Source organism: Dankookia sp. GCM10030260 (assembly GCF_042666655.1).
GTDB lineage: Bacteria > Pseudomonadota > Alphaproteobacteria > Acetobacterales > Acetobacteraceae > Paracraurococcus.
This window is the reverse complement of sequence record NZ_JBHTDE010000012.1, coordinates 1-23,676: the sequence shown is the minus strand read 5'-3', so window position 1 is coordinate 23,676 and position 23,676 is coordinate 1. Positions and strand designations below refer to the sequence as shown.

Here is a 23,676-nt window from a genome sequence, read left to right as displayed (position 1 = left end):
GCCGCCGATACCCCGAGCGAGGCATCGCCATGGCCACCTATCTGATCTGCCACGGCGCCTGGTCGGCCGGCTGGGCCTGGAAGAAGCTGCGCCCGCCGCTGCAGGCGGCGGGGCACGCGGTCTTCACCCCGACCTACACGGGACTGGGCGAGCGCGCCCACCTGGCGCATCCGCTCATCGACCTCGAGACCCATGTCCAGGACATCCTGGCGGTCATCGAGGCCGAGGGGCTGCGCGACATCCTGCTGGTCGGCCACAGCTATGGCGGCATGGTCGCGACCGGCGTGGCCGACCGCGTGCCGGGGCTGATCCGGCATCTCTGCTACCTGGATGCCTTCGTGCCGCGGGACGGCCAGTCGCTGCACGACCTGGTCGGCGGCGCGCCGGTCGCCGCACCCATCGCCGGCTGGCTGGTGCCGCCCAACCCCGCGGCGCCCGACACCTCCGAGGCCGACCTCGCCTGGACCCTGCCGCGCCGGGTGCACCAGCCGGCCCGCTGCTTCAGCCAGAAATTGCGGCTGGCCAATGCCGTGCCGGGCGTCCCGCGCAGCTACATCCATTGCACCCGGAAGCAGGGGCCGGACGTCTTCGCCCAGTTCGCCGACCGCGTCCGCGCCGACCCGGCCTGGCGGTTCCACGCATTGGATGCCAGCCACAGCCCGAACATCACGGCGCCGGAGGCGCTGGCGGCGCTGCTGCTCGAACTCGGCTGACGCCGCGCACCGATGCGGGCGGCGGTGCCGGCAGGCGCCGGCGGGGCGGCGTGGCAGGCCCGCCGCCGCGCATGCATCCTGCCGCCGTCCGGGCCATCTCGGCCGGGCGACCCGGTTCCCGGCCGGCGCGGCAACCATCCGGCCCCTTGGAAGTTTCGCTGCGTGATGATGATGATCCTCGCCCTGCTGATCCCACCCTTGGCCATCCTGCTGTCCGGCCGCCCCTTCCAGGCGGTCTTCAATGGGCTGCTCTGGCTGTCGGGCCTTGTCCTGATGATCCTGCCCCTGGTGCCCGGGCTGCTGCCCTGGGGCCTCGCGGTGGTCTGGGCCGTGCTGGTCGTCCGCGCCCGGCAGCAGGAGGCGCGTGACCGCCGCCTGGTCGAGTCGGCACTCAGCCAGGACCGGGCCCGGCGCCCGGGCTGAGCATGGCCCGCTGGCTCTCCGGCCTCGGCAGCCTGCTCGTGCTGCTCGGCCTCGCTGCGGCCTGGATCGGCTGGGACGCCCTGCTCTGGATCCCGGAGGCGGCGGTCGCCGCGGTCCGCCGAAACCCGGAAACCTATGGGGTGGTCGCCGCCGGCCTGGTGCTGATCATGCTGGCCCGCATGCTCGGGCGGCGCGGCGGCTGATCCGGCGGCGGCCCGGCTTCAGCCGTTCGCCAACTCGGCCAGCACCTGCGCCAGCACCCGCGTGCCGCGGGCCAGCTGCGCGGCCGAGGAATACTCCGCCGGGTTGTGGCTGATGCCGCGCCGGCTGGGGATGAAGATCATCCCGCTGGGGCAGAGCGGCACCATGAACTGCGCGTCGTGAAACGCACCGGACGGCATGCGCTTCGCGCGCAGCCCCTGCGCCGCGGCGGCGCGTTCCACCGCGCCGGTGACCTCGGGCGCGAACTGCACCGGCAGGGCATGGAAGCGCTCGGTCACCGCCACGCCGCAATTCCTCACCGCCGCCCTGATGGTCGCCTCGATCGCGTCGCCGCGCGCGATCAGCACCGCGGCATCGGGGTGGCGGAAGTCGATGGTGAAGCGGACGGTCTCGGCCACGCTGTTCGAGCTGTTCGGCGCCACCTCGATCCGCGCCACGGTGAAGCGCAGCACGTCGGCCGGGTCCTCCATGAGCTGGTTCAGCGCGGTGATCGCCCGCACCATGTCCTGCACCGCGTCGCGCCGGGTCGAGACCGGGGAGGTGCCGGCATGCGCGCTCTCGCCGGTCAGCTCGACCAGGAACCAGCGGCTGCCCTGGATGCCGGTGACGACGCCGATATCGATCCCCTCATCCTCCAGGATCGGGCCCTGCTCGATATGCGCCTCGACATAGGCGAAGGGTGCCTGGCCCTCGACCACGCCGAGGCCGCGCCGCGGCAGGTCAGCCTCGCTCGCCAGCAGGGCGCGCAATTCGTCGCCGAAGCGGAGCCCCTCGCCATCGGTGACCGCATCCCAGGTGTCCGGCGCGCTGTGCCCGGCATAGGCCATGCTGCCCATGCAGCCGGGGGCGAAGCGGCTGCCTTCCTCGTTGGTCCAGGCGACGACCTCGATCGGGCGGCGGGTGCTGACGCCGGCCTCGCGCAGCGCCTGCACCGCCTCCAGCGCCGCGACCACGCCCCAGATGCCGTCGAAGCGCCCGCCCGCCGGCTGGCTGTCCATGTGGCTGCCGGAGAGCACCGGCGCCGCATCAGGCTGCGTCCCCTCATGCCGCAGGAACAGGTTGCCCAGCGCGTCGACCGAGGCGGTCAGCCCGATCGCCGCGCCCCAGCCGATCACCAGCCGGCGGGCAAGGCGGTCGAGCGGGGTGAGCGCCTGGCGGTTGACGCCCGGCGAGCCGTCGGCTCCGGTGATGGCGCCGAGTGCCGCGAGCTCCATCAGCCGGTCCCATTGCCGCGCCTCGCTGACCGCCGCCACCGCATTCGGCGCTACCGTCGTGCCCATCCGACCCTCGTCCCGATCCGTCGTCGCGCCTAGAGCGCGCGTCGCCGGCCGCCGTCAAGCCGGCGCGGCGCGAATCGTGCTAGGAAACGGCGACCCCAGCGAGAGCCTCCCCGCCATGGCGCATGACAGCTATCTCAGCACCCATGTCCTCGACACCGCGCGCGGCCGGCCGGGGGCCGGGGTGACGGTCGAGCTCTGGCGGCTGGAGCCCGACCCCGGCCACATCGTCACCACGGTGACCACCGGGGACGGCCGCAACGCCGAACCGCTGCTGCCCGAGGCCGGCTTCATCCCCGGCCGCTACGAGCTGCGCTTCCATGTCGGTGCCTATTTCCAGGCGGCCGGCCTGGCCAGCGAGCCGCCCTATCTCGACGTGGTGCCGGTCCGCATCCATCTCGCGGCCGGGCAGGGCCACTACCACGTGCCGCTGCTGTGTGCGCCGTTCAGCTACACCACCTATCGCGGGTCCTGAACGGCACGCCCCGGCGCAACCATCCCGGGTCGCCGCGCGTCATGCCGCGGACAGCGGAAAGGTCCCGGCGATGGCACGCATTCTCGTTCTCTACTACTCGATGTACGGCCATGTGGAGACCCTGGCCGGGGCGGTCGCCGAGGGCGCCCGCGGCGCCGGCGCCGAGGTGGTGATCAAGCGGGTGGCCGAGCTGGTCCCGCGCGAGGTGGCCGAGAAGGCCCATGCCAAGCTGGACCAGGCGGCGCCCGAGGCCTCCCCGCAGGAGCTCGACCAGTACGACGCCATCATCCTCGGCTGCCCGACCCGTTACGGCCGGATGGCGGCGCAGATGGCGCAGTTCTGGGACCAGACCGGCGGGCTGTGGGCGCGCGGCGCGCTGATCGGCAAGGTCGGCAGCGCCTTCACCAGCACCGCGAGCCAGCATGGCGGGCAGGAGACCACGCTGATGGCCATGCACACCATGATGTTCCACCACGGCATGGTGCTGGTCGGGCTGCCCTACAGCGCGCCCGGCCTGACGGTGCTGGACGAGGTCAGCGGCGGCACCCCCTATGGCGCCACCACCATCGCCGGCGGCAAGGGCGAGCGGCAGCCGAGCGCGAACGAGCTGGAACTGGCCCGCTTCCAGGGCCGCCACGTGGCGCAGATCGCGGCGAAGCTGGCGCCTGCCGGGCATGGCGCGGGGGAGGGCGGCTCGCCGCTGTAGCGGCGGAGGGGCCGGCGCGCGACACCTCCTGTCCGGCGCCGGCCTGGCCCGGCCCGGCTTTCCCTACCCGCCGCCTGCCTCACCCCGCGGTTCGGGCGCGGCCGCGCCGGCGTCGCGGTGGCGGCTTAAGCCGCCGCCCGGCGATGCCCCGCCGCGCCGGCCCATGCCCCCGCTCAGGCCGCGCGGACCCGGCCGAGGAAGCTGCCGACCTCCGCCCGCAACGTCTCGGCCTGCCGCGCCAGCGTCGAGGAGGTCACCTGCACTTGGCTGGCGGCCCCGCCGGTCTCTCCGGCCGCGCCGGTCACTCCCTCGATCGCGCTGGCGATCTCGGCGGTGCCCTGCGCCGCGCGCTGGACGTTCTCGGCGATGTCGCGGGTCGCCGAGCCTTGCTGCTCGACCGCTGCGGCGATCGCCGCCGTCACCTGGTTGATCTGGCCGATGCTTTCGCGGATGGCGCCGATATCCGCCGCCGCGTCGCGGGTCGCGGCCTGCATCGCCTGGATCTGGGTGGCGATGCTGCCGGTGGCCTGGGCGGTCTGGTTGGCCAGCGCCTTCACCTCGGAGGCCACCACAGCGAAGCCCTTGCCGGCCTCCCCGGCGCGGGCCGCCTCGATCGTCGCGTTCAGTGCCAGCAGGTTGGTCTGGCCGGCGATGTCGCCGATCAGCCGGGTCACCTCGCCGATCTTGGTCGCCGCCTCGGTCAGGTTGGCGACCGTGGCGTTGGTCCGGTTGGCCTGGTCGACCGCGCCGGCCGCCATCCGCGCGCTGTCGGAGACCTGGCGGCTGATCTCGCCCACCGAGGCGGCCAATTCCTCGGTCGCGGCGGCGACGGTGCCGACGTTGCCGCTGGCGACCGCGGTGGCTTCGCTCACGGTGCTGGCCCGCTGGCTGGTCGAATCTGCAATGCCGACCATCGAGGTGGCGGCGGCGGACAGCTCGGTCGTTGCCGAGGCGATGCCCTCGACCACCGCGCCGACGCTCGCTTCGAGGCTGTCGGCCAGCGTCGCCAGGGCCTCGCGCCGGTCCTGCTCGGCCCGTCGCTTCAACCCTTCCTGCTCCTCCCGCAGCGCGGCGGCCTCCGCCAGCCGGCCGGCCAGGCCCTGCAGCGCGCGCGCCATGGCGCCGATCTCGTCGCCGCGGTCGGCATGGGCGACCGCGGCGGCGTGGTCGCCGGCGGCGAGACGCTGGACGGTCGCATCCAGGCTGGCGAAGGGGCGCAGGATCGTCGCCCGCGTCAGCCAGATCCCGGCGGCCAGGCTCAGCGCGATGCCGAGCCCGAGCGTCAGCAGCCCCAGGCGGGCGGCCGACTCGCTCGTGCCGGTCAGCGTCGCGGACCGCACATCCGTCGCAGCCAGCAGGTCGTTCATGATCTTGCGGCAGAGGTTCCGGAGGTCGGCGAAGTCGCGGGCGAAATCGCCTTGAAGGAAGGCCAGCGCCTCGGTCGCCTGGCCGGCCTGGATCAGCTTCAGCCCGCGGATCCCACTGGCGACCAGGCCGGGGAAGTCGCGTTCGAACCGCGCCAGGTCGGCCGCCATCGGGGTGCCGGCGACACCGGCACGGACCGGCTCAGCACGCGCCTTGCCATCGGCCGGCATCGCTTCCAGGGCCCTTATCGCACGCGCGAGCGCGGCCGGGTCGCGCAGCGCCGCGGCCTCCCAGACCTCCCGGTCCAGGTCGATGACCAGGGCGTTCAGCCGCGCGGCATGGGTCGAGGCCTTGGCCTCGCGCTGCAGCAGGTCGGAATAGGCGGCGTTGGTCGTCAGCAGGGTACGGCCGATCATTCCGCCCGCCCCGAGACCGGCCACGGCCAGCAGCAGGACCGGCAACATCGCCTTGATCGAAATCCGCAGGTCGCGGAAGGCTTGCAGCATCGAATGGTCTCCAGGGCGAACGAGGCGGCCGGCCTCGGTCAGGGGGCGTGGAAAGCCCTGGTCTAGCGGCTCGGCGGTGACGAACCGGTTAAGTCCGGCCCCACGTCCAGGCGAAACCCGCTTGCAAAAGCGGGCGGAAGGGGGCATGTGCCGCGCGATACCACACCGACGACAAGACCGTTCGGCGGGCGGCGCGGGGACCTCAATCGGAGGTTCTACGCGGCTGGGCCCGCTCTCGCCTATGGAGGCCCACGTGGCGCACACCGACCTAGACAAGATCCGCAACATCGGGATCACGGCGCATATCGATGCCGGGAAGACCACCACGACCGAGCGGATCCTGTACTACACCGGCAAGTCCCACCGGATCGGTGAGGTGCACGACGGCAACACCACCACCGACTACATGGCGCAGGAGCGCGAGCGGGGGATCACGATCACCTCCGCCGCGGTGACCGCCCGGTGGAAGGACTACCAGATCAACATCATCGACACGCCCGGCCACATCGACTTCAACATCGAGGTGAACCGGTCGCTGCGCGTGCTCGACGGCGCCATCTTCATCATCGAGGGCGTCGCCGGCGTGCAGCCGCAGTCCGAGACGAACTGGCGCCTGGCCGACCGCTACAACGTCCCGCGCATCATCTTCGTCAACAAGCTCGATCGTACCGGCGCCGATTTCTACAAGGCCTGCGCGACCCTGACCGAGAAGCTCGGCATCAACTGGGTCGCCCTGCAGCTGCCGATCGGCATCGAGGACACGATGAAGGGCCTCGTCGACCTCGTCGAGATGAAGGCGATCGTCTGGGAGGGCGACGACCTCGGCGCCTCCTACCACGAGGAGCCGATCCCCGAGGACATGGCCGACCTGGTCGCCGAATACCGCGCCAAGCTGGTCGAGACCGCGGCGACGGCGCTCGACGAGGCGATGGACGTCTACCTCGAGACCGAGGACCTGCCGGTCGACCTGCTGAAGAAGTGCCTGAAGAAGGGCACCATCACCGGTGAATTCCGCCCCGTGCTCTGCGGCACCGCCTTCAAGAACAAGGGCGTGCAGCCGCTGCTGGACGCGGTGATCGACTACCTGCCGAGCCCGACCGAAGTGGCCGGCATCAAGGTCGCGCCGGAAGAGGGCCAGGACGAGACGGTCGAGCGCGAGATCATCCCGGCCGACCCGAGCGGCGCCTTCGCCGGCCTCGCCTTCAAGATCATCAACGACAAGTTCGGCAACCTGACCTTCGTCCGGGTCTACCGCGGCACGCTGAAGACCGGCGACACCCTGGTGAACACCACCAAGGGTCACAAGGAACGCGTCTCGCGCATGTACCAGATGCATGCCGACAAGCGTGAGGAGATCACCGAGGTGATCGCCGGCGACATCGCCGCCTTCGTCGGGCTGAAGGACACCGGCACCGGCGACACGCTGACCACGCCGAACCTGCAGGGCTCGAAGGCGAACGAGGTCGTGCTCGAGCGGATGGCCTTCCCGGTCCCGGTCATCGACATCAGCGTCGAGCCGAAGACCAAGGACAGCGTCGAGAAGATGACCCTCGGCCTGCAGAAGCTGGCCGGCGAGGATCCCTCCCTGCGGCTGAAGACCGACCAGGAAACCGGCCAGACCATCCTGTCCGGCATGGGCGAGCTGCACCTGGAGATCATCGTCGACCGGCTGAAGCGCGAGTACGGCGTGGAAGCCAATATCGGCGCGCCGCAGGTGGCCTACCGCGAGACCATCACCAAGGCGCATACCGAGACCTACACCCACAAGAAGCAGTCGGGCGGCTCGGGCCAGTACGCCGAGGTGAAGATCACCTTCGAGCCGAAGGAGCGGAACACCGGCATCGAGTTCTCCAACTCAGTGGTCGGCGGCTCCATCCCGAAGGAATACATCCCGGCGGTCGACAAGGGCATCAAGGTGCAGGCCGACACCGGCGTGCTGGCCGGCTTCCCCACGGTGGATTTCAAGTTCTCCCTGGTGGACGGCAAGTACCACGACGTCGACTCTTCTGCGCTCGCGTTTGAGATCGCCGCCAAGGCCTGCTTCCGCGAAGGCATGAAGAAGGCGGGTCCCGTCATCCTCGAGCCAATCATGGACGTCGAGGTGACCACCCCGCAGGACCATGTCGGCGACGTGGTCGGCGACCTCAACCGCCGCCGCGGCGTGATCCAGAGCCAGGACATGGCCGGCACCTCGGTCATCGTCCGCGCGCATGTGCCGCTGAAGGAGATGTTCGGCTACATCTCCAACCTGCGCGGCATGACCAAGGGTCGTGCGAGCTTCTCGATGCAGTTCCACCACTACGACCCGGTGCCGCGCAACGTCGCCGACGAGATCATGAAGAACAGCGCCTGAGGCAGGAAGGTTGGGGAGGAAAAAGCATTTCCTCCCCAAAACCCCACCCTTCCTTTTCCTGAGTCGGCCCTCGCCGCGCGGCCGGTGCCAAACCCACAGAAATAGAGGAGGGTCCAGGGAGGATACCTCCTCCCTGGCCTTCACTTCCTTCCAGGCCGACCGGCGCGGGCACTCCCCGCGCCGTTTGCTTTTGCGCCGCCCGGCGGTCTATTCCGGCCGCATGTTCGACTTCTCCGCGCTGCGCATCCTCGTCCTCGGCGACGTCATGCTCGACCGCTTCCTCTACGGCGCGGTGGAGCGCATCTCGCCCGAGGCGCCGGTGCCGGTGGTGCGCCTCGCGCGCAGCCTCGCCATGCCGGGCGGCGCCGGCAACGTCGCCCGCAACCTCTCGGCCCTGGGTGGCCAGGCGGTGCTGGTCGGGCTGGTCGGGCAGGATCCGGCGGCGGCCGAATTCCGCGCCCTGATCGCCGCCGACCCGCGCATCACGGACGCCACCGTCGCCAGCGCCGGCCGCCCAACCATCTGCAAGATGCGGGTCATCGCCGGCACCCAGCAGGTGGTCCGGCTGGACGACGAGGTCGCCACCCCGGCCGACGCCGCCGAACAGGCCGCCCTGATCGCCGCGGTCGAGGCGGCGCTGCCCGGCTGCGCCGCGCTGATCCTGTCCGACTATGCCAAGGGCGTGCTGACCCCCGGCCTGATCGCCGCCGCCATCGCCGCGGCGCACCGGCTCGGCATCCCGGTCCTGGCCGACCCCAAGAGCGACGATTTCGCGCTCTACCGCGGCGCCGACTGCCTGACGCCCAATGCGAAGGAGCTCGGCCGCGCCGCCCGGCAGGCCGTGGGCACCGAGGCCGAGGTGGCCGCCGCCGCCCGCCAGGTCATGGCCGCCGCCGGCCTGCCCGCCCTGCTCTGCACGCGGGCGGAGAAGGGCATGACGCTGGTGCGCGCCGAGGGCGGCCTGGACAGCGTCCCGGCCGAGGCGCGCGAGGTCTTCGACGTCTCCGGCGCCGGCGACACCGTCATCGCCGCCCTCGCCCTGGCGCATGCGGCGGGCCATGGGTTGCCGGAGGCGATGCGGATCGCCAATGCGGCGGCCGGGATCGTCGTCGGCAAGCTCGGCACCGCCACCGTCTCGGCGGACGAACTGGCGCATGCGCTGCGTGCCGGCAGCGGCTCGACCCCGGGGGAGGAGGCGCTGCTCGACCGCGAGGCTGCGCTCAGGCTGGTGCGCGACTGGCAGGCGCATGGGCTGCGGGTCGGCTTCACCAATGGCTGCTTCGACATCCTCCACGCGGGCCATGTGTCGCTGCTCCGGGCCGCCCGTCGCCGCTGCGACCGGCTGGTGGTGGCGCTGAACACCGATGCCAGCGTCGCCCGGCTGAAGGGCCCGGCCCGGCCGATCAACGGCCTGGCCGACCGCGCCGCGGTGATCTCGGCGCTGGCCGCGGTGGATGCCGTGGTCGCCTTCGCCGAGGACACGCCGCTCGACCTCATCCGCCTGCTGGTCCCCGACGTGCTGGTCAAGGGCGCCGACTATACGGTGGAGCAGGTGGTCGGCGCCGATATCGTCCAGGCCGCCGGCGGCACGGTGGCGCTGATCGACCTGGTCCCCGGCCGCTCGACCACCGGCCTGGTCGATCGCCTGGCGGCCGGGCGTCCCGTCCTTGCAGGATAAGGAAGAACCAGGCAGGGATTGCCGGCAAGACTAAACCAAGAGTTGCGTTACCCTTTTGAGGCTGGGTTGCCCGTGCGATGCCGCCCGCCGGGAGGCGGCGCATGAACAGGGATACCACCAGGGACATCCCACGCGACCGTAGCCTGCTGGTCGTCGCGCTCTGCGCCTTCCTGCCGTTGGTCGCGCCGGCCGTCTTCGCCGTGCTGGAGGCGGCCCGGTCCTACCAGACAGCGGATGAGGCACGGTTGCGCGGCGCTGCCAGGGGGGTCGCCGCGGCGGCCGATGCACACCTTTCCGCCTATGTCTCCGTCGCCCGGGCGCTGTCCTACCACCCGATGCTCGACAGCGGCGGCGACCTCGCCCGCTTCGTGGCCAATGCCCGGCCGATCGGCGCGGAATTCGGTGGCTGGTTCGTCATCATCGGCCCCGGCCCGGAGTACGAATTCCAGGCGATCACCCTGGCGGGGGCGCAGCCGATGCCGCCGCGGCTGCGCGACCCCAGCCTCGACCCGGCCCTGGTCCAGCCCTTGGCCGCGGTCTTCGAGCGTGGCGAGGCGGCGGTGTCCGATCTCTTCACCGGCCCGGTGAGCGGGCGCCCGCTGATCTGGGCACTGGCGCCGGTACGCCGGGACGGACGGGTGACCCGCGCCATCGGCCTGGCGTTCGAGCCATCGCAATCGCAGGCGCTCCTGGCGCGCCAGGACCTGCCGCTCGGTGGCTTCGCCGCCGTCGCCGACGCCAATCGCCGCATCGTCGCGACCTCCATCGAGGGCAATGCGGCGCTGCTGGGCAGGCCGATTCCGGCGTCCGCCGCCGCCGAGGCAGGCCGCGCCGGCGGCCTCTTCCAGGGCCGGAACCTGCGCGGCGAGGAGACCATCTTCGCGTCCGAGAGGCTGCAGACCGCGCCGGGCTGGTCGGTTGTGGTGGCCAGCTCGCGTGCCGTGCAGCTGAACTCCGCCCGGCGGGTCATCGGCTGGACGCTCGCCGGCGCCCTCGCGCTGCTGCTGGGCCTGGCCGCGGTCGGCTCCGCCGCATGGCGGCAGACCCTGCGGGCAACGCAGGACGAAGCCGCGGCGCTGCGCAGCGGCCGGGCGGAGATCGAGCGCCTGCTGGGCAACCTGCCGGCCGTGGTCTTCCTGCGCGCGGTGGAGCCCGGCGGCCAGGCCCAGCTGCTCCACCAGAGCGGCGACACCGCGGCCGTGTTCGGCTGGCCGGCCGAGCGGTTCGTCCGCTTGTCCGACCTGACCGAACTGGTCGCGCCGGGCACCCTGGCGCTGGTCCCCTTCATGCAGGAGGTGCTGCGCGCCGGCAGCGGCTCGACCGAATGGCGCCTGCGCCAGCCGGATGGCTCCTTGCGGTGGATGCGGACCACCGCGCGGGTGCTGTCGCGCTGGCCGGATGGCGGGGCGGAGGTGGTCGGCTACATCGTCAACATCCATGCCGAGCGCGCCGCGGCGGCCCGGGCCGCGGCCTCCGGCCGGCTGGCCGCGCTGGGCGAGATGGCGGCGGGGCTGGCGCATGAGGTGAAGCAGCCGCTCGCCGTCATCGCGCTGGCCGCCGAGAACGCCGCCCGGGCCCTGCGCGCCGGCAAGCCGGACGGCGCGACCGGCCGGCTTGCCCGCATCGCCGCCCAGGCGGCGCGGGCGGGGGAGCTGATCGAGCATCTGCGCCGCTTCGCGCGGGGGGCCGAGGAAGGCGAGGTGCCCGGCCCGGTGCCGCTGCGCCAGGCGCTGGACGGCGCCCTGGCGCTGGTCGGCGCCTCGCTGCGGGATGCCGATGTGGCGTTCGAGGTGGCGCTCGGCCCGTCGCCGGGGCCGGTGGTGATGGCCCAGCTGGTGCCGCTGGAGCAGGTCCTGACCAACCTGATCGCCAATGCGCGGGATGCCTTCGCCGGCCAGCCCGCGGGCGTGGTGCGGCGGCTGCGCATCGGCGCGGCGGTCGAGGGGGGGCTGGTGCGGATCACCGTGGCGGATACCGCCGGCGGCATCCCCGATGCGGTGATGGCACGGCTCTTCGAGCCCTTCGTCACCACCAAGGATGCGGACAGGGGAACCGGGCTGGGCCTGTCCATCTGCCACGGGCTGGTGCGCGGCATGGGCGGGACGATCGAGGCGCGCAACACCGGGGAAGGCGCGGCCTTCTCGATCACCCTGGCCGCGGCGCCCGGCCTGGCGGCGGCCGGGCCGGAGCGGCTCAGCGCCTGAAGATGTGGGTGCCGAGGATCTCCAGCACCACCGCGCCATCGGCCTGGCGCCGCCCGGTATAGAGCACCTTCACCACGCCGCGGTCGGGCTTGGAGCGGGACGGGGCCAGCGCCTCGATCCGTGCGCTCACCGCGATCTCGTCGCCCGGCCGCACCGGGGCCGGCCAGCGCACCACCTGCTCCGCCCCGCCCATCGAGACCTGCGCCACCCAGCCGCTGCGGATGATGTGGCTGAAGCAGGCGGCCTGGGTGTGCAGGCCGCTGGCGATGAGTCCGCCAAAGGGGCCGGCGGCGGCGGCCGCGGGGTCGATGTGGAAGGGCTGCGGGTCCCAGCGGCGGGCGAAGTCGAGGATCTCGGCGAGGTCCATCCGGACGCTGCCGAAGTGGAATTCCTGGCCGACCGAGAGGTCGTCGAAGGAGGCGAGGGGGGTGATCATCGCGGGTCTTCCGGACAAGGTAGGCAAGGCCAGGGAGGAAGTATCCTCCCTGGCCCCTCCTCTATTGTTTCGAGCTTGGCATTCTCCGCGCGGCAGGTGCCAACCCGCGAAAAGCAAAGGTGGGGCTTGGGGAACACATGCTTCTTCCGCCCCAGGCTCTCCTACATCAGCGACTGCATGTCGCCATCGACCGCAAGCGACTGCCCGCTGATCGTCGCGCCGAAGGGGCTGCACAGATACAGCGCCATGTTGGCGATATCCTCCGGCGTCACGTAGCAGCGCAGCGAGACGGGCTTCAGCGCCTCGGCCTCCTGCTCGGCGAAGGACCGGCCGTTCGCTTGTGCCTTCGCTTCCAGCACCCGGCGGATGCGGTCGCCGGCGACCAGGCCCGGCAGGATGGCGTTGACCCGGATGCCCTCCGGCCCCAACTCGATCGCCAGCGACTTGGTGAAGCCGATGACGCCCCATTTCGCCGCGGCATAGGGGCTGCGCAGCGGGAAGCCGAAGCGGCCGGCGGCGGAGGAGAGGTTGACGATGGAGCCACCCCCCGCGGCGCGGAGCGCCGGCACCGCGCGGCGGGCGCAGTGGAACATGGCCTCCAGGTCGATCTGCAGCGTCCGGCGCAGCGCCTCCGGCGTCACGTCCTCGACCCGCGCGGTGGGGCCGGCGATGCCGGCATTGTTCACCAGCACGTCGAGCCCGCCCAGATGCGCGACCGCGGCATCGACGAAGCCCTCGCAGCCCTCCACCGTCTCCATGTCGGCCAGCATCGAGGGATACGGGCAGGCGGCCAGTGCCTCCCGGTCCACGTCGCAGAGGAAGACGCGGGCGCCGCAGCTGGCATACCCGTCCGCCAGGGCGCGGCCGATGCCGCCGGCACCGGCGGTGATCGCCACCCGAAGCCCGTCCAGCCGCACCGTCAGCGGTGCCCGATTGGCCTGCATCGACCCCATCCTCCCGTTCCGCCGCGATGCTAGGCGACAAGGTGCCCGGCGCAAGCCGGGTTTCCCCGGGGCGTGGCTGCCTGTCCCGTGTTATGCGGCGTCGCAACGAATATCCGGAAGGATGCCATGAACGGTACCGAGATCGTCCTCCTCGTCCTGCTGCTGCTCGCCGTGCTCACCGTCTCCCAGGGGATCCGCACCGTCCCGCAGGGGGAGGTCTGGACGGTCGAGCGATTCGGCGCCTTCACCCGGTTGCTGCAGCCTGGGCTGAACCTGGTGATCCCCTTCATCGACAAGGTGGGCCGGAAGCTCAACGTGCAGGAGGTGGTGCTCGACATCCCCGAGCAGTCGGTCATCACTCGCGACAATGCCTCGGTCCTGGTCGACGGCATCGTCTATTACCGGGTCATGGACCCGGCCAAGGCGGCCTATGCGGTGCAGCGGATGGAGCAGGCGCTGACCGCGCTTGCGATGACCAACATCCGCGCGGTGATCGGCGAGATGGACCTCGACCAGACGCTGAGCAGCCGGGAGCGCATCAACTCCTCCCTCCTGGTGATCATCGACGGCGCCACCGACCCCTGGGGCATCAAGGTCAGCCGGGTGGAACTGCGCAAGGTGGAGCCGCCGGAGAACCTGGTCCGCGCCATGAACCTGCAGATGACCGCCGAGCGCGAGCGCCGCGCCACCGTGATGCGGGCGGAGGGCGACAAGCAGGCGCTCATCCTCGCCGCCGAGGGCCGCCAGGAAGCCGCCCAGCGCGACGCCGCGGCGCGCGAACGCTTGGCCGAGGCCGAGGCGGCGGCGACCCGGATGGTGAGCGAGGCGGCGGCCGGCGCCGGTGAGGCGGCGCTGCGCTACTTCATCGCCGACAAGTACGTGAAGGCCTTCGAGGCCCTGGCCGGCAACCCCAGCAGCAAGCTGGTGGTGGTGCCGATGGAATCGGCGGCGCTGGCCGGCGGCGTTGTGCAGGCGCTGGAATTGCTCCGCCCGCCGGGCGGTCCGCGCCCGCCGACGGGCCCCGCCGTGCCGCCGGCCGGCACCCTGCCGGGAGGCGGGCCGTGGAACCAGGGCTGATCTGGATCCTCGGCGGGCTGCTGCTGCTGATCGCCGAGCTCGGCCTGCCGGGGATCTTCCTGCTCTGGATCGGGCTGGCGGCGATCGGCACCGGCATCGTCGTGCTGCTGGCGCTGCCGCCCTTCCCGGCGGTGGTGGCGATCTTCCTCGGCCTGCTGGCGGCCGCCATCGCCCTGGCGCTGCGGCAAAAGGGCCGGCGGCCGGCATCCCGGGTCAACGCGCCGGATGCCGGCCTGGTCGGCCGGCACGGGATGCTGCTGCCGATGGAGGGGCCGGAGCTGCGCGTCCGCATCGGCGACAGCGACTGGCCGGCCCGGCTGCCGGCCGACGTGAAGGTGCCGGAGGCGCCGCTGCGGGTGCGGGTGGAGGGCGTGGCCGGCACGGTGCTGGTGGTGCGGCCGATCGCCTGAACGCTACCCGGGCGCGGGTGCAGGCTTCGGCTTCGGCTTCGGCGGCTTCGGTATCTCGGCGCGCGTCAGGCGGCCGTCGCGGTCGGCGTCATGGGCACGGAACCAGCCCTCGGACAGCGGCTGCAACTCCTCGATGGTGACGCGGCCGTTGCGGTCGGCGTCGGCGGCGCGGAAGCCGGCCTGGGCGCGCGGGCGGCCGGGCAGCTCGGTCGGCTCCAGCGTGCCGCTGCGGTCGCGGTCCGCCTGATCGAACCGCCGGCGAAGCCAGGTCCAGACCTCGTCATGGGTGACCGCGCGGTCGCGGTCGGCGTCCGCGTCCAGCGGATCGCCGCCGAACATCCCGCCCGGGCTGTCCGGCCCGCCCCAGGGCGACCAGCCAGGCGTGCCGCCCGCGCCGATGCGCGCGCCGGTGCCCTGGGCGACGGCGGCGCCCGGCAGGATAAGCAGGGCACCCACCGCCAGCACGAACATGGTCCGCATCCTCGTCTCCCCCGATGTCACGGGACGGTAGCGCGGCCCGGTCCCGACTTGGCCAGCACGAAGCCGCGCGTGCGGTCGCCCGCGTGCGGCCATGACCGTGGCACCGCCCTAGCGCCTTGTCTTCGAAGCAGATCAACGCGTCCGGACGCCCCCGCCCGGACGCGATCCACGCTATCCCCCCACCACCATCGCGGTGAACGGCCACACATAGGCCATCAGCGTCACCAGCACGCCGACCAGGCAGGCCAGCGCGACGGAGTGGAAGAAGACGTAGCGCAGGATCTCGCCCTCATGCCCGAACCAGCCGGTGGCGGTGGAGGCGACGACGATGCTCTGCGCGTCGATCATCTTGCCCATCACGCCGCCGGAGGAATTCGCCGCCGCCATCAGGATCGGCGACAGGCCGATCTGCTGCGCGGTGATCTTCTGCAGCCCGCCGAACAGCACGTTGGACGCGGTGTCGGATCCGGTCAGCGCGACGCCCAGCCAGCCCAGCAGCGTGCCGAAGAAGGGATAGAGCACCCCGGTCGAGGCGAAGGCCAGGCCCATGGTGGCATCCAGCCCGGAATACCGCGTGAGGTAGCCGAGCCCCAGCATCGCCGCGATGGTCAGCAGCGAATAGCGCACCACCCAGATCGTCCGGCCGTATTCGCGGATCATCTGCAGCGGGTTGAAGCCCATCGCCAGGCCGCCGACCAGCGCCGCGAACAGGATGCCGGTGCCGGTCATCGACAGGATGTTGAAGGCGAAGACCGCGCCCTCCGGCACCGGCTCGGCGACCACCGGCGGCACCTTGATGACGGCCCGGTGCAGCCCCTCGATCGGAATCGCCAGGTTGTAGATGCCGTTGAGGAAGGCCTTGATGTCGCCGAGGCCCCACAGGAAGACGAAGACGGTGAGGATCAGCCAGGGCATCCAGGCCAGCAGCGTGCCGCCCCGGAAGGCCACCGCCGGCCCGGCGCCGGCCGGCGCCGGGCCGGTGCCCTTGGCCGTCGCCTCCTCGACCGCCGCGGCGCGGCCGCCGAGCCGGGCGCTGGTCCAGATCTGCCGCGGCTTCCAGACCTGCAGGAAGCCGGTGAGGCAGGCCAGCGAGACCAGCGCCGCGATGACGTCGACCAGGAAGGGGCCCATGTAGTTCGACACCAGGAACTGCGGCACCGCGAAGGACACGCCGGTAACCAGGATCGCCGGCCAGACGTCCAGCATCCCGCGGAAGCCGGCGAAGGCCCAGATCAGCCAGAACGGCACGATCAGGGAGAAGAACGGCAATTGCCGGCCGATCATCGCCGACAGGTCCATCAGGTCCAGCCCGGTCACCGCGGCCAGGGCGATCACCGGCGTGCCCAGCGCGCCGAAGGCGACCGGCGCGGTATTGGCGATCAGCGAGAGGCCGGAGGCCGCCAGCGGCGAGAAGCCGAGCCCGATCAGCACCGCCCCGGTCACCGCGACCGGCGTGCCGAAGCCGGCCGCGCCTTCGAAGAACGCACCGAAGGCGAAGGCGATCAACAACAGTTGCAGGCGGCGATCCGGCGTGATGCCGGCGATCGTCTCCTGCAGCCGCTTGAAGGAGCCGTTCGCCACCGTCAGCCGGTAGAGAAAGATGATGTTCAGCACGATCCAGCCGATCGGGAACAGGCCGGAGGCGATGCCCAGCCCGGCTGCCCGTCCGGCGATGCCCGCCGGCATGCCGAAGACGAGGACCGCCACCAGCAACGCCACGACCAGCGCGGCAATTGCCGCGACATGCGCGGCGATATGCAGGAAGGCGAGGGCGATCAGCATCGTCGCCACGGGCAGGGCGGCGATCAGCGCCGAGAGGAGGATCGACCCGAAGGGGTCGTAAAGCTGGTTCCAGGTGGCCATGGCCGGGACTGCGCCTTTATCAATGCTGGTGGACTCGCCGCCGCGGCTTCTAGGCCCGCCGCCGGCATCGGCGAAGGACCGGAAGCCGCGTGGGCGGCGCCACCTGGGCCGCGGCGATGCAATTCCTCGCCACCGGCCCGGCGCTGCGGGCTTGAACCGGGGCCCGGCCTGGGCAACATGCCCCGCATGGACACGTACCGGCGCCCCGGAGCGGCCTCGCAGGACCCGCCTCCGCCCATCATCGACATGACGCCGGACGGCGAGTTCCGCGATCCCCTGCCGCCGCCGCGCAGCCGGCTGGACCGCGTGCTCGGCAAGGTCGGCGGCGTCGCGCTGCTGCTGACCCTGGCCGCTGGCGGGCTGCTGCTGGTGGCGCTGGCCATCCTCTTCGTCGGGCTGCTGCTGCCGGTTGCCATCGGCGCCGGGCTGGTCGCCTTCGTCTCGCTCTGGTGGCGGCTGCGGCGCCTGCGCCGCGCCGGCGGTGGCCCCGGCGGCCCTGGCGCCGGGCCGGGCGGCGTCCGTTTCGTGGTCCTGCGCCGCTGAGCCGGCGCCGGCCGCCTGCCGCGGTGACCGGAGAGGTGCCGCCTGTCCACGCCCTTCGAGGTCGATCCCAGCCGCCTCTATGACGTCGCCCCGGACGGCACGCCCCGCACCGATCGCGGCCGGCCGCCCGGCTGGCTGGATGCCCGGCACCGCAGGCTGATCGGCTGGGCCGCGCTGGGGGTGGCAGTGGTCGGCGGCCTGGCCGGGCTCTGCGTGCTCGCGCTGGCGCTCGGGGCACGTCTGGCGGCGGCGGGGCTGGCCTTGGCCACCCTGGCGGCGACGCCGCTGCTCGGCGTCGGCCCGGTGCTCGACTGGTGGCGGCACCGCCGGCCGCGTCGCCGGCGCCATGCCAGCCGGCCGGAAGACTTCCCACCGGCTTAGCGACGCATGGGCGGGCGCCTGCAGGTGAATCCGCTGATCCGTCATGGGGATCTCGGCAAACCGCCGGGTTGCTATAGAGACCGGGTGACTCCAGGGGGAAACACAGTGATGACCCATCGATACGGGCGCCGCACGGCGCTCGGCCTGGCCGGTGCTGCGCTGGCCGCGCCCGTTTCCAAGGCCTGCGCCCAGGGTCCCGGCGCCATCCGCATCGTCGTCCCCTTCGCCCCGGGCGGCTCGACCGACGCGGTGGCGCGCCTCGCCTCGGTCGGGCTCTCCCAGCGGCTCGGCCAGCCGGTGGTGGTGGAGAACCGCTCGGGCGCCGCCGGCGCCATCGGCACGGAAGCCGTGGTCCGCGCCGCGCCCGACGGCCAGACCTGGCTGCTGACCTTCGACAGCCATGCCGTGCTGCCGGCGCTGCTGCCGAACCTGGGTTTCGACCTGACCCGCGACCTCGACCCGGTGATGCTGATCGGCGGCGCACCCTATGTCATCGCCTGCCGGCCGGACCGGCCCTTCCAGGACCTCGCCGGGCTGGTGGCGGCGGCCAAGGCGAAGCCGGATGCGGTCTCCTACGGCTCGACCGGGAACGGGACGATCGGCCACCTGACCATGATGCTGCTGCAGTCGCGGACGGGTGCGCGGATGCCGCATGTCGCCTACCGGGGCGGCGGGCTGGCGGTGAACGACACCGTCGCCGGGCATGTCGACGTGATGATCGGCAGCGCCGCGCTGCTGGCGCCGCATATCGCCGGCGGCTCGCTGCGCGCCGTCGCCCAGTTCGGCCCGGCCCGGCTGCCCGCCCTGGCCCAGGTGCAGACCGCCGACGAGGCCGGCTTTCCCGGGCTGCAGGCCGAGGCCTGGTGGGGCGTCTTCGCCCCGGCCGGGACGCCGGCGCCGCTGGTCGCCCGGATGAACGCCGCGCTGCGCGAGAGCCTGTCGGAGCAGCGGGTGCGGAAGCAGATGGAGGAGACCCAGGCGGCCCGCCTGGTGCTGTCCGACCCGCCGGCGCTGCAGGCCTTCGTCGAGCGGCAGGTCGCCACCTGGGGCGCGGTGGTGCGGGAGAATGCGATCCGGCCGGATTGAGGCAAGGCTGGGGAGGCGGTTTCCTCCCAAGGCACCGCCTCCATTTCCGTGGATCGGCCGCTGCCGCACGGTGGGTGCCGACCCACAAGAAGTCAGGGTGGGACTGGACGCATGCGTCCACCGGGGGAGGGAAATGCTTGTCCCTCCCCAACCTTGCTTGTCGGAACCGGGGCGGGAGACGTGGCGCTTGCGCTTCCGGGCAGGCCAGGATATAGGAAAATAGTCAAGTCCGGGGCCATGCCCGATCCGGTGGGCGACCATCGGCCGGCCGCCGTCAGGACGATTATCTCCTGCATCCCGCGCCGCGCAATGCCCCGCCGGCCATGGCCTTGCGTGGCGAAGGGCCGAACCGGACGCACCGGCGTTGCGCCGTTCGGGGCCGCATTGGGCGGGATTGCAGCGGAGTGCGCCGTCTTGGCTCGGAGCAAGCCCGGTCCACTGCCGAATTACGCCGCCGCGGCCGCGACCGGCCGGGCACCCAGGCCGAAAGCCTCGGCCAGCAGCCGGTAGCTGCGCTGCCGCGCCGCCGGGTCGTGGCAAGGGGTCAGGACCGCGACCTCCTGCACGCCATGCGCGGCGGCGAGCGCTTCCAGCTTCGCCTTCACCTGCTCCGGCGCGCCGACCAGGGCCTTGGCGCGGATCGGCGCCAGATGCGCCCGTTCGGCCTCCGTGAACGGGTAGGCCTCGGCCTCCTCGACGCTCGGCAGCGGCGGGAAGCGGCCGGTGTCGCGGTAGAGCCGCCAGAGCTCGCGCGACTTGTACAGGCGCCAGGCCTCGGCCTCCGTCTCCGCGGTCAGCGCGAAGACGCCGAGCGCGCAATGCGGCGCGGCGAGCCGGCCGGGATGGTCCGGGTGCGGCCGGAAGCCCTCGCGGTACAGCGCCGTCACCTGTTCCGACCCACGGTCGCTGATGAAATGGGCGAAGCAGTAGGGCAGGCCGAAATAGGCGGCGACCTGGGCGCCGTAGTCGCTGCTGCCCAGCATCCAGACCTGCGGCCGGCCCGGCACCTGCGGGTTGGCGGCGACGGCGCGGAAGGGATGGCCCTCCGGCAGCCCGTCGCCCAGCCAGCCCAGCAGGTCCATGACCTGGTTCGGGAAATTGTCGGCGGCCTCATTGGCCCGCGGGTTCAGCGCGAAGGCGGTGCGCCCGTCGCTGCCCGGGGCGCGGCCGACGCCGAGGTCGATCCGGCCGGGCGCGATGGCCTCGGCCACCTTGAACTGCTCGGCCACCTTCAGCGCGGCGTAGTGCGGCAGCATGACGCCCGCGGTGCCGATGCGGATGCGGGCGGTGGTGGCGGCGATGGCGGCGACCAGCATCTCGGGCGCCGAGCCGGCATGGCTGTCGCTGTTGTGGTGCTCGGCCAGCCAGTAGCGGCCATAGCCCCATTGGTCGGCGAGCCGCGCCAGGGCCAGGGTTTCCTGGATCGCCGCATCGGCGCCGCGGCCGGAGGCGATGGTCGACTGGTCGAGGATCGAGAGGCCAAGGGTCATGCGGCGAGTGTAGCCGGGTGCGGCGGCGCGGGAAGGGCGCTCATGCCGCCACCAGTTGCAGGCCGAGATGGTCGGCCATCGGCCCGAAGCCGCGGTCGCGCTGCAGCAGCGGCACCGCATGGGCGATGCACCAGGTGGCGATGATGAGGTCCGGCGTGCTGCGCGGGGTGACGCCGCTTTCCCGCAGCCGCCGGTGATGCGCCGCGGCCTGGGTGGCCAGCGCATCGTCCAGCATGCCGACGACCTCGAAGCTGCGCAGCCTGCGTTCCATGCCGCGGGCCCGGGCCTCGGTCGAGGAGCCCTGCAGCACGTCCAGCAGCACGAGGTCGCCGATGGCCAGGATCCCGGTGCCGGCCGGCCGCCGGAAGATCCGGGCGGCGCGGCTTTCCACCCGCCGGATCACGTCGATCAGGACGCCGGTATCGACGGCGATCAGCGGAGCGGCGCCTGGTCCTCGTGCAGCGCCGGGTCGCGCGGCGCGTCCTCGGGCGGCTGCCGGTAGGCGGGGTCGCTGCCCCACAGCGGCGCCGCGGCCTCCCGCTGCCGGGCCAGGCGGGCCAGCGGGCGCAACCCGGCCTCGACCGCCGCCTTCTTGGTCGGGTGGCCGCCGCCCGCCATGGCCTCGACGGTCAGCCCGTCGTCGATCTCGATGTCCGTGCACATGACATGCATGTGTGCCAGCGGGAAGCAGCGGCACACCAAAACTCAGAACGCCACCCGACCGAACACCGCCGTGAGCAAGGCATACAGCGCCCCGCCGACCAGAAAGCCGACCAGCGTGCCGTTCATCCGCACATATTGCAGGTCACGGCCGACACGCAGCTCGATCTTCTCGGTGACCTGCGCGGTGTCCCAGCCGGCGACCACCCGGGCGATGAAGCCGGCCAGCTCGGCCCGCGCGGCCGGCATCAGCCGCACCAGCATCCGCTGCACCGCCATGTTCAGCCTGGCCCGCGCCGAGGGGTCCTCGGCCAGCAGGGTGCCGGCATTGGCGAAGGCGCCCTCCAGCAGCGCCACCGCGCGGCCCTGCGGGTTGGCCGCGTCGGCCTCCAGCGCCGCCCGCAGCCGGGCCCAGACATCGCTCACCCAGGCGGCGACCGAAGGGTGCGACATCGCCTGCCGCATCGCCCGGCCGAGCGCCGCGGCGCGCTCCGGGTCGGTCTCCAGCCGGTCGACCTCGGTCTTCAGCCAGAGCTCGAAGGCGCGCCGCAGCTCGCTGTCGGCGGCTTCCATCCGGGCCAGCTCGGCATTCACCCCGGCCAGCACGCGCCCCGCCACCGTGGCGCCCAACGCCCAGCCGACCAGCCGGCCGCCTTCCTCCCGCACCTTGGTCTCGATGGTCTGGCGGAGCGTCTCCTCCTTCTCCACCAGCAGGCGGCGCAGCTCGGTGATCGCCAGGTCCACGACCTCCTGGTGCCGGCCACCCTCGACCAGGCTGCGCAGCGCGCGGGCCACCACCCGGGCACCGCCGGCACCCCCCGCCAGCCGCGGCAGCAGCCGCCCCAGCAGCCGGCGCGCCCGGCCGTCCTCCAGGCTCGCCAGCAGCCGGGGCAGGGCGGCGGCGATCGCCTGCGCCGCCGGCCGCGCGGTCTCGGGGTCGGCGACGAAGCTGCGCAGGATGCCGGCCAGGTCCAGCCGGCCCAGCACCCGCGCCACCTCGGCCTCGGTGAACACGTGGTTGGCGACGAAGCGGCCGAGCCCCTGGCCCAGCCTTTCCTTCTGCGCCGGGATGATGGCGGTGTGCGGGATCGGCAGGCCGAGCGGCCGGCGGAACAGCGCCGTCACCGCGAACCAGTCGGCCATCCCGCCGACCACGCCGGCTTTCGCTGCCGCCTGCAGCAGTTCGGTCCAGTAGCCCGGCGGCAGCGCATAGGCGCCCAGCATCAGCCCCGCCATCGCCGCCAGCAGCCCGGTGGCGATGGCGCGCTGCCGCGCCAGCGCCCGGCGCAGCGGGGCTTCCGGGTCGGCCGGGCGCCGGATGGCGCCGGGCGCCGGGTCCGGGGGGGGGAGCGCGTTCATCGGCCGCCCACATGGGAAGCCCGGTGCCCCGTCGCCAGCGGCCGCAGCAGCCCGCGGCAGGTCAGCCGGGCGCCCCGCGCCGCCGCGCGGGGCAGGCAGTGCCCGGCCAGGGTTCAGCCCTTCGCCTTGGCCCGCTCGATCGCCTCGACGATCAGCCGCTTGGCCTCCTCGGCATCGCCCCAGCCGGCGACCTTCACCCACTTGCCGGGCTCGAGATCCTTGTAGTGCTCGAAGAAGTGCTGGATCTGGTCGAGCGTGATCTGCGGCAGGTCGGTGTAGTTGTGCACGTTCTGGTAGCGCTTGGTCAGCTTCGGCACCGGCACCGCGATGATCTTCTCATCCCCGCCGCCGTCGTCCTCCATCTTCAGCACGCCGACCGGGCGCACCGCGATCACCGCGCCCGGGATGATCGGGCGGGTATTGGCGATCAGCACATCGATCGGGTCGCCGTCGTCGGACAGCGTGTGCGGCACGAAGCCGTAATTCCCCGGATAGCGCATCGGCGTATAGAGGAACCGGTCAACGACCAGCGTCCCGGCCTCCTTGTCCATCTCGTACTTGATCGGCTCGCCGCCGATGGCGACCTCGACGATGACATTGACGTCCTCGGGCGGGTTCTTGCCGATGCTGATGGCGTCGATACGCATTGCTTTCTCCGATGCAGCGCCGTGTGCGCGAGCGGCCAGGCCGTCCGGACCCATACCGCACCGCAACATAACAGCACGCAGGCGAGAGCCGAACCCCTACCTGCGCACCGCCGGCGCGGCCCCCTCATGCCACCAAGTGCGTCCCGCGTCACGCCGGCTCCATCCATCCGGCGATCCGCCGGCCGCCGATGGCGCGGTGCATGGAGGCGATCAGGCGGATGTTGGCCGGTCCCAGCCGGCCTCCCCAATGTGCCCTGGCGTGGCGCAGCAGCCCGAGGATCACCGGCATGTAGATCTCGGACAAATCCGGATCGGGCAGCCAGAAGGACGGCGCCGGCAGGGCGGAGTAGAGCCTGAGCCGCCGCGCCATGACGATCG

24 protein-coding genes and 1 pseudogene are annotated in these 23,676 nt (G+C 72.4%); 13 read left to right on the top strand and 12 right to left on the bottom strand.

What is annotated here, in order from left to right; translation table 11 throughout:
* Positions 1–29: 29 nt before the first annotated feature.
* The 3 genes from ACFQS7_RS24985 (at position 30) to ACFQS7_RS24975 (ending at position 1,339) form a co-directional block, all read left to right on the top strand.
* Positions 30–713: an alpha/beta fold hydrolase gene (locus ACFQS7_RS24985; RefSeq protein WP_380069869.1), complete on the top strand. Its 684-nt coding sequence runs from the start codon at positions 30–32 to the stop codon at positions 711–713.
* 165 nt (positions 714–878) lie between these two features.
* Entirely contained in the window at positions 879–1,136 is a 258-nt protein-coding gene (locus ACFQS7_RS24980) for a hypothetical protein (RefSeq protein WP_380069868.1), read from the top strand.
* 2 nt (positions 1,137–1,138) lie between these two features.
* Positions 1,139–1,339: a hypothetical protein gene (locus tag ACFQS7_RS24975; protein ID WP_380069867.1), complete on the top strand. Its 201-nt coding sequence runs from the start codon at positions 1,139–1,141 to the stop codon at positions 1,337–1,339.
* Between the two features lie 18 nt (positions 1,340–1,357).
* Here ACFQS7_RS24975 and ACFQS7_RS24970 read toward each other — a convergent pair whose 3' ends face one another.
* Complete coding sequence (locus ACFQS7_RS24970) at positions 1,358–2,638, bottom strand: M20 family metallo-hydrolase (protein WP_380069866.1); 1,281 nt, start codon at positions 2,636–2,638, stop codon at positions 1,358–1,360.
* Positions 2,639–2,753: 115 nt separating this feature from the next.
* Between ACFQS7_RS24970 and uraH the strand changes: the two genes are divergently transcribed.
* Positions 2,754–3,110, top strand: coding sequence for a hydroxyisourate hydrolase (gene uraH, locus ACFQS7_RS24965; RefSeq protein WP_380069865.1), 357 nt, complete (start codon positions 2,754–2,756; stop codon positions 3,108–3,110).
* 70 nt (positions 3,111–3,180) lie between these two features.
* Positions 3,181–3,816: an NAD(P)H:quinone oxidoreductase gene (gene wrbA, locus ACFQS7_RS24960; protein WP_380069864.1), complete on the top strand. Its 636-nt coding sequence runs from the start codon at positions 3,181–3,183 to the stop codon at positions 3,814–3,816.
* Between the two features lie 173 nt (positions 3,817–3,989).
* On the opposite strand, the gene ACFQS7_RS24955 is transcribed toward wrbA, so the two are convergent.
* A complete protein-coding gene (locus ACFQS7_RS24955) occupies positions 3,990–5,687 on the bottom strand; it encodes a methyl-accepting chemotaxis protein (RefSeq protein ID WP_380069863.1) in 1,698 nt (565 codons plus the stop codon).
* 241 nt (positions 5,688–5,928) lie between these two features.
* On the opposite strand from ACFQS7_RS24955, the gene fusA reads away from it, so the two are divergent.
* The 3 genes from fusA to ACFQS7_RS24940 all read left to right on the top strand — a co-directional run bounded on the left by fusA (position 5,929) and on the right by ACFQS7_RS24940 (position 11,922).
* Positions 5,929–8,040: an elongation factor G gene (fusA, locus tag ACFQS7_RS24950; protein ID WP_380069862.1), complete on the top strand. Its 2,112-nt coding sequence runs from the start codon at positions 5,929–5,931 to the stop codon at positions 8,038–8,040.
* 220 nt (positions 8,041–8,260) lie between these two features.
* The gene (gene hldE, locus ACFQS7_RS24945) at positions 8,261–9,718 is read left to right on the top strand and encodes a bifunctional D-glycero-beta-D-manno-heptose-7-phosphate kinase/D-glycero-beta-D-manno-heptose 1-phosphate adenylyltransferase HldE (RefSeq protein WP_380069861.1); all 1,458 of its coding nucleotides are present in this window, start codon (positions 8,261–8,263) and stop codon (positions 9,716–9,718) included.
* Positions 9,719–9,819: 101 nt separating this feature from the next.
* Positions 9,820–11,922 carry an ATP-binding protein gene (locus tag ACFQS7_RS24940; RefSeq protein ID WP_380069860.1) on the top strand — a complete coding sequence of 701 codons (2,103 nt, stop codon included), beginning with the start codon at positions 9,820–9,822 and terminating at the stop codon, positions 11,920–11,922.
* On the opposite strand, the gene ACFQS7_RS24935 is transcribed toward ACFQS7_RS24940, so the two are convergent.
* Both ACFQS7_RS24935 and ACFQS7_RS24930 read right to left on the bottom strand, forming a co-directional pair.
* Positions 11,912–12,358, bottom strand: a complete 447-nt coding sequence (locus ACFQS7_RS24935) for a MaoC/PaaZ C-terminal domain-containing protein (protein ID WP_380069859.1) — start codon at positions 12,356–12,358, stop codon at positions 11,912–11,914. The two genes, ACFQS7_RS24940 and ACFQS7_RS24935, sit on opposite strands and share 11 nt — an antisense overlap.
* A gap of 161 nt (positions 12,359–12,519) precedes the next feature.
* Complete coding sequence (locus ACFQS7_RS24930) at positions 12,520–13,302, bottom strand: SDR family oxidoreductase (RefSeq protein WP_380069858.1); 783 nt, start codon at positions 13,300–13,302, stop codon at positions 12,520–12,522.
* Between the two features lie 126 nt (positions 13,303–13,428).
* Here ACFQS7_RS24930 and ACFQS7_RS24925 point away from each other — a divergent pair, with 126 nt between their 5' ends.
* Positions 13,429–14,379 (top strand): SPFH domain-containing protein, encoded by a 951-nt coding sequence (locus ACFQS7_RS24925; RefSeq protein WP_380069857.1) that lies wholly within the window; start codon positions 13,429–13,431, stop codon positions 14,377–14,379.
* A complete protein-coding gene (locus ACFQS7_RS24920) occupies positions 14,364–14,789 on the top strand; it encodes an NfeD family protein (protein WP_380069856.1) in 426 nt (141 codons plus the stop codon). Before ACFQS7_RS24925 ends, ACFQS7_RS24920 begins: the two co-directional genes overlap by 16 nt.
* 3 nt (positions 14,790–14,792) lie before the next feature.
* On the opposite strand, the gene ACFQS7_RS24915 is transcribed toward ACFQS7_RS24920, so the two are convergent.
* Positions 14,793–15,269: an EF-hand domain-containing protein gene (locus ACFQS7_RS24915; RefSeq protein WP_380069855.1), complete on the bottom strand. Its 477-nt coding sequence runs from the start codon at positions 15,267–15,269 to the stop codon at positions 14,793–14,795.
* Positions 15,270–15,440: 171 nt separating this feature from the next.
* Positions 15,441–17,132, bottom strand: a complete 1,692-nt coding sequence (locus ACFQS7_RS24910; protein ID WP_380069854.1) for an L-lactate permease — start codon at positions 17,130–17,132, stop codon at positions 15,441–15,443.
* A 186-nt stretch (positions 17,133–17,318) separates the two neighbouring features.
* Between ACFQS7_RS24910 and ACFQS7_RS24905 the strand changes: the two genes are divergently transcribed.
* The 3 genes from ACFQS7_RS24905 to ACFQS7_RS24895 all read left to right on the top strand — a co-directional run bounded on the left by ACFQS7_RS24905 (position 17,319) and on the right by ACFQS7_RS24895 (position 19,142).
* Positions 17,319–17,675 (top strand): hypothetical protein, encoded by a 357-nt coding sequence (locus ACFQS7_RS24905; protein WP_380069853.1) that lies wholly within the window; start codon positions 17,319–17,321, stop codon positions 17,673–17,675.
* A 180-nt stretch (positions 17,676–17,855) separates the two neighbouring features.
* Positions 17,856–18,056 (top strand): hypothetical protein, encoded by a 201-nt coding sequence (locus ACFQS7_RS24900; RefSeq protein ID WP_380069852.1) that lies wholly within the window; start codon positions 17,856–17,858, stop codon positions 18,054–18,056.
* 108 nt (positions 18,057–18,164) lie between these two features.
* Positions 18,165–19,142: a tripartite tricarboxylate transporter substrate binding protein gene (locus ACFQS7_RS24895; protein WP_380069851.1), complete on the top strand. Its 978-nt coding sequence runs from the start codon at positions 18,165–18,167 to the stop codon at positions 19,140–19,142.
* A gap of 446 nt (positions 19,143–19,588) precedes the next feature.
* Here ACFQS7_RS24895 and ACFQS7_RS24890 read toward each other — a convergent pair whose 3' ends face one another.
* From ACFQS7_RS24890 to ACFQS7_RS24865, 6 genes and pseudogenes are all read right to left on the bottom strand, one after another.
* Entirely contained in the window at positions 19,589–20,632 is a 1,044-nt protein-coding gene (locus ACFQS7_RS24890) for an LLM class flavin-dependent oxidoreductase (RefSeq protein WP_380069850.1), read from the bottom strand.
* 40 nt (positions 20,633–20,672) lie between these two features.
* Positions 20,673–21,152: a PIN domain-containing protein gene (locus tag ACFQS7_RS24885; protein ID WP_380069849.1), complete on the bottom strand. Its 480-nt coding sequence runs from the start codon at positions 21,150–21,152 to the stop codon at positions 20,673–20,675.
* Positions 21,065–21,295, bottom strand: a complete 231-nt coding sequence (locus ACFQS7_RS24880) for a type II toxin-antitoxin system VapB family antitoxin (protein ID WP_380069848.1) — start codon at positions 21,293–21,295, stop codon at positions 21,065–21,067. Before ACFQS7_RS24880 ends, ACFQS7_RS24885 begins: the two co-directional genes overlap by 88 nt.
* A gap of 42 nt (positions 21,296–21,337) precedes the next feature.
* Positions 21,338–22,651 carry a DUF445 domain-containing protein gene (locus ACFQS7_RS24875; RefSeq protein WP_380069847.1) on the bottom strand — a complete coding sequence of 438 codons (1,314 nt, stop codon included), beginning with the start codon at positions 22,649–22,651 and terminating at the stop codon, positions 21,338–21,340.
* Between the two features lie 113 nt (positions 22,652–22,764).
* Positions 22,765–23,298 (bottom strand): inorganic diphosphatase, encoded by a 534-nt coding sequence (ppa, locus tag ACFQS7_RS24870; protein WP_380069846.1) that lies wholly within the window; start codon positions 23,296–23,298, stop codon positions 22,765–22,767.
* Positions 23,299–23,446: 148 nt separating this feature from the next.
* Positions 23,447–23,676: pseudogene (locus ACFQS7_RS24865) on the bottom strand (hypothetical protein); the annotation flags it as partial.

What these genes read in the sequence shown, in the direction of transcription:
- ACFQS7_RS24985 (WP_380069869.1), top strand. Translation starts at nt 30, where the DNA reads ATGGCCACCTATCTGATCTGCCACGGCGCCTGGTCGGCCGGCTGGGCC.
- ACFQS7_RS24980 (WP_380069868.1), top strand. Translation starts at nt 879, where the DNA reads ATGATGATGATCCTCGCCCTGCTGATCCCACCCTTGGCCATCCTGCTG.
- ACFQS7_RS24975 (WP_380069867.1), top strand. Translation starts at nt 1,139, where the DNA reads ATGGCCCGCTGGCTCTCCGGCCTCGGCAGCCTGCTCGTGCTGCTCGGC.
- ACFQS7_RS24970 (WP_380069866.1), bottom strand. Translation starts at nt 2,638, where the DNA reads ATGGGCACGACGGTAGCGCCGAATGCGGTGGCGGCGGTCAGCGAGGCG.
- uraH (WP_380069865.1), top strand. Translation starts at nt 2,754, where the DNA reads ATGGCGCATGACAGCTATCTCAGCACCCATGTCCTCGACACCGCGCGC.
- wrbA (WP_380069864.1), top strand. Translation starts at nt 3,181, where the DNA reads ATGGCACGCATTCTCGTTCTCTACTACTCGATGTACGGCCATGTGGAG.
- ACFQS7_RS24955 (WP_380069863.1), bottom strand. Translation starts at nt 5,687, where the DNA reads ATGCTGCAAGCCTTCCGCGACCTGCGGATTTCGATCAAGGCGATGTTG.
- fusA (WP_380069862.1), top strand. Translation starts at nt 5,929, where the DNA reads ATGGAGGCCCACGTGGCGCACACCGACCTAGACAAGATCCGCAACATC.
- hldE (WP_380069861.1), top strand. Translation starts at nt 8,261, where the DNA reads ATGTTCGACTTCTCCGCGCTGCGCATCCTCGTCCTCGGCGACGTCATG.
- ACFQS7_RS24940 (WP_380069860.1), top strand. Translation starts at nt 9,820, where the DNA reads ATGAACAGGGATACCACCAGGGACATCCCACGCGACCGTAGCCTGCTG.
- ACFQS7_RS24935 (WP_380069859.1), bottom strand. Translation starts at nt 12,358, where the DNA reads ATGATCACCCCCCTCGCCTCCTTCGACGACCTCTCGGTCGGCCAGGAA.
- ACFQS7_RS24930 (WP_380069858.1), bottom strand. Translation starts at nt 13,302, where the DNA reads ATGCAGGCCAATCGGGCACCGCTGACGGTGCGGCTGGACGGGCTTCGG.
- ACFQS7_RS24925 (WP_380069857.1), top strand. Translation starts at nt 13,429, where the DNA reads ATGAACGGTACCGAGATCGTCCTCCTCGTCCTGCTGCTGCTCGCCGTG.
- ACFQS7_RS24915 (WP_380069855.1), bottom strand. Translation starts at nt 15,269, where the DNA reads ATGCGGACCATGTTCGTGCTGGCGGTGGGTGCCCTGCTTATCCTGCCG.
- ACFQS7_RS24910 (WP_380069854.1), bottom strand. Translation starts at nt 17,132, where the DNA reads ATGGCCACCTGGAACCAGCTTTACGACCCCTTCGGGTCGATCCTCCTC.
- ACFQS7_RS24905 (WP_380069853.1), top strand. Translation starts at nt 17,319, where the DNA reads ATGGACACGTACCGGCGCCCCGGAGCGGCCTCGCAGGACCCGCCTCCG.
- ACFQS7_RS24895 (WP_380069851.1), top strand. Translation starts at nt 18,165, where the DNA reads ATGACCCATCGATACGGGCGCCGCACGGCGCTCGGCCTGGCCGGTGCT.
- ACFQS7_RS24890 (WP_380069850.1), bottom strand. Translation starts at nt 20,632, where the DNA reads ATGACCCTTGGCCTCTCGATCCTCGACCAGTCGACCATCGCCTCCGGC.
- ACFQS7_RS24880 (WP_380069848.1), bottom strand. Translation starts at nt 21,295, where the DNA reads ATGTGCACGGACATCGAGATCGACGACGGGCTGACCGTCGAGGCCATG.
- ACFQS7_RS24875 (WP_380069847.1), bottom strand. Translation starts at nt 22,651, where the DNA reads ATGAACGCGCTCCCCCCCCCGGACCCGGCGCCCGGCGCCATCCGGCGC.
- ppa (WP_380069846.1), bottom strand. Translation starts at nt 23,298, where the DNA reads ATGCGTATCGACGCCATCAGCATCGGCAAGAACCCGCCCGAGGACGTC.